The following is a 2,235-nucleotide window of genomic DNA, read 5'->3' on the forward strand; positions in this document are numbered from 1 at the left end:
CAGGCGCGGGCGCGCGGTCGCGCGGCGCCTGCGCGAGGAGCTGGTGGCGCTGGGACACGCGAGCCCCGGGGAGCCGGACGGCCACGTGGTGCCGGTGCCGATCGGCGACCCGCGGCGCACCGTCGCGGTGGGCGACGCGTTGCGCGCGGGGGGGTTCCTGGTGGGCGCGATCCGCCCGCCGACGGTGCCGCCCGGCGGCTCGCGCCTGCGCGTGAGCGCGAGCGCGGCGCACACGGACGCGGAGGTGGACGGGCTGCTGGCGGCGCTGGCGGCGGCGCTCAGGGAGCGGGCGTGACGGTGACGCGCACCGAGTCGCGCCGGCCACCGCTCTCGCCGACGATCCACGCCGTGCCGGCCGCCAGCGCACGCACCTCGCCGGTCCGGACGCCGGTCACCGAGGCGACGGCGGTGTCGGTGGAACGGAAGCCGACGGCGCGCCGCGCGTGCTCGATCACGGCGCCGTTGGCCCGGAACGCGACGCCGGTCGCGACGGCGCCCTGGCCGACGGCGAGCCGCGCGGGCGCCACCGCGACCTCGACGCGCGCGACGTCGGGGACGCCGATCAGGTACGACCCCTCGCACCCGGCCGCGGCCGCGAGCATGACCAGCGCGGGCGCCGCGCGCCCGTGACGTCGTCCCCTCCGATGCACCCGCACCCCCGCGATCCGCGCCCCGACGCCGTCGCCGCCCTCGACGCCCGGCACGTCTGGCACCCCTACACTCAGCACTGGAACGCCCCCGCGCCAGTGGAGGTCGTGCGCGCCCGCGGCGCCACGCTGCACACGCGCGACGGGCGCACGCTGATCGACGCGATCTCGAGCTGGTGGGTGACGCTGCACGGCCACGCCGAGCCCGCGATCGCCGACGCCATCGCCGAGCAGGCGCGGACGCTGGAGCAGGTGATCTTCGCGGGGTTCACGCACGCGCCGGCCGCCGGGCTGTGCGCCGCGCTGGCGCGCGTCCTCCCGACGGGGCTGACGCGCGTCTTCCTCAGCGACAACGGCTCGACCGCGGTCGAGGTGGCGCTCAAGATCGCGCTGCAGTGGTGGCACAACCGCGGCGAGCCGCGGCGGCTGGTGGTGGCGCTGGACCACGCGTACCACGGCGACACCTTCGGCGCGATGAGCGTCGGCGCGCGCAGCGTGTTCAGCGCGCCGTTCGACCCGCTGCTGTTCGACGTCGCGCGCCTCCCCGACCCGAGCGTGGACGGCGACGCCACGCTGGCCGCGTTCGACGCGCTGCTCGCCGCGCGCGGGCGCGAGGTCGCCGCGCTGATCGTCGAGCCGCTGGTGCTCGGCGCCGGCGGGATGCGCATGTGGGACGAGGCGACGCTGCGCGCGCTCGCCGACCGGTGCCGCGCCGCCGGCGTGCTGCTGATCGCCGACGAGGTGATGACGGGGTTCGGGCGCACCGGCGCGCTGTTCGCGTGCGACCGGGCCGGCGTCGCGCCCGACCTGATCTGCCTGTCCAAGGGGATCACCGGCGGCTTCCTCCCGCTCGGCGCGACGGCCGCCACGGAGGCGCTGTTCGACGGGTTCCTGAGCGACGACCGCGCGCGCACGCTGTTCCACGGCCACTCGTACACCGCCAACCCGCTGGCCTGCGCGGCGGCGCTGGCGAGCCTGGCGCTGACCGAGTCGGACGCGTGCGCGGCCGCCCGCGCGCGCATCGAGCGGGCGCACCGCCGGCACCTCGACGCGCTCGCGACGCACCCGCTGGTGCGCGCACCGCGCGTGTGCGGGACGATCGGCGCGCTCGACCTCGTGGACGCGCGCGGCGCGGGGAGCTACCTGAACCCGGTTGGGCGCGAGCTGGCGGCGTACGCGCTGGAGCAGGGGGTCCTCCTCCGCCCACTCGGCGACGCGTGCTACGTGCTCCCGCCGTTCTGCACGACCGACGACGAGCTGGCGGCGGTGTACGGCGTGGTCGCGCGCTTCCTCGACGGCGCGCGGGCGTCGGGGGCGTGACGCGGATGCTGCGGATCGCGGTCACCGGCACCGACACCGGCGTCGGCAAGACGGTGGTGAGCTGCGCGCTGCTGGTGGCGCTGCGCGCGCGCGGGCTCGAGGCGCGCGGGATGAAGCCGGTCGAGACGGGGATCGTGGACCGGCACGCCGGGACCGACGCCGCGCGGCTGCACCGCGCCGCCGGCGGCGCCGGCGCGGGCGACGACGTGTGCCCGGCGACGTACGCCGAGCCGCTGGCGCCGTCGGTGGCGGCCGCGCGCGCGGGGCG

The 2,235-nt window shown here is 78.2% G+C and carries 4 protein-coding genes; 3 read left to right on the forward strand and 1 reads right to left on the reverse strand.

Annotation, left to right across the window (positions count from 1 at the left end):
* Positions 1 to 295: aminotransferase class I/II-fold pyridoxal phosphate-dependent enzyme (locus PYV61_RS24430; RefSeq protein WP_275836486.1), on the forward strand; the 295-nt coding region annotated here is incomplete at its 5' end.
* Here the strand turns inward: PYV61_RS24430 and PYV61_RS24435 are convergent.
* Entirely contained in the window at positions 279 to 713 is a 435-nt protein-coding gene (locus PYV61_RS24435) for a hypothetical protein (protein ID WP_275836489.1), read from the reverse strand. The genes PYV61_RS24430 and PYV61_RS24435 overlap by 17 nt on opposite strands.
* Between PYV61_RS24435 and PYV61_RS24440 the strand changes: the two genes are divergently transcribed.
* Positions 645 to 1,967: an adenosylmethionine--8-amino-7-oxononanoate transaminase gene (locus PYV61_RS24440; RefSeq protein WP_275836487.1), complete on the forward strand. Its 1,323-nt coding sequence runs from the start codon at positions 645 to 647 to the stop codon at positions 1,965 to 1,967. The genes PYV61_RS24435 and PYV61_RS24440 overlap by 69 nt on opposite strands.
* Before the next feature lie 5 nt (positions 1,968 to 1,972).
* Positions 1,973 to 2,235, forward strand: a 263-nt coding sequence (gene bioD, locus PYV61_RS24445) for an ATP-dependent dethiobiotin synthetase BioD (protein WP_275836488.1), incomplete at its 3' end; no start/stop codon positions are given.

The sequence above is a fragment of the Roseisolibacter sp. H3M3-2 genome (genome assembly GCF_029211165.1).
Taxonomy (GTDB): Bacteria; Gemmatimonadota; Gemmatimonadetes; order Gemmatimonadales; family Gemmatimonadaceae; genus Roseisolibacter.

Excerpts from the sequence above, each read along its gene's own strand:
- PYV61_RS24440 (WP_275836487.1), top strand. The coding sequence starts at position 645 with ATGCACCCGCACCCCCGCGATCCGCGCCCCGACGCCGTCGCCGCCCTC.